General features: G+C 26.4%; 1 protein-coding gene. It reads right to left on the bottom strand.

Annotated features, from left to right (window positions below):
* Nucleotides 1-632, bottom strand: a 632-nt coding sequence (locus CQA76_RS08920) for a Cj0814 family flagellar-dependent secreted protein (protein WP_408608988.1), incomplete at its 3' end; no start/stop codon positions are given.
* Between the last annotated feature and the right edge of the window lie 72 nt (nucleotides 633-704).

Below are 704 nucleotides of genomic sequence, written 5' to 3'. Positions count from 1 at the left end.
ATATTTTCTTTTCCGCCATTGTTATTGTTAAAAATATCAGTAGCAGGTTTTGCTTTGGCAGCATCTTCAACTACATAAGAATTAAAAAATAAACTTTCTATGAATGTATCTGTTTTATTATCATAATCAAAATTCATTTCACCATTAAGAAAATCTTGTATAGAATTATATATCTTAGTTACTTCCATACTTTGACGATTGTATTCATAACCTTGTGGGAATTTTGCTATTTCATCAAGCGTGAAACTATCTTTAGAATTTAAAACATCTTCACCCACTACTTGACTTAAAATCTTATAAGCATTTCCTATGGTTTTAGCTATGTCTATACTTTCAAAAGTTCTAATGAATGCATTACACCCAGTCTCTACTCTCACCAAGCTTTCCATAGTGCTAGAATGAATTTTTATATCTTCAGGAATTCCTGCTGCTTTATTAAACTCACTGGTAAAATATCCATCTTTATCTACTTCATAGCCTAATACTTTATTATTTGTGTTAGAGCTTTCTTTTAATTCTTGTAAATTTTTAACATTGCTATTAGAAGAATTTAAAGAACTTTGATTTTTTTTAACATTAATGTTTAAATTGGTAAAGAGATTATTGCCAAAGCCTGTATTAAAATTTAACATTGTTTTAATCCTTATTTATTTTGGAATAAAATAGCAAATTCTATTCCAAAATTTAAAATTGTGAAATTAAAT

Origin of the sequence: Campylobacter aviculae (assembly GCF_005406215.1) — a bacterium.
GTDB classification, from domain to species: Bacteria; Campylobacterota; Campylobacteria; order Campylobacterales; family Campylobacteraceae; genus Campylobacter_D; species Campylobacter_D aviculae.
Note: the sequence above shows the minus strand (reverse complement) of the source record. Positions and strands in the feature narration are given on the sequence as shown.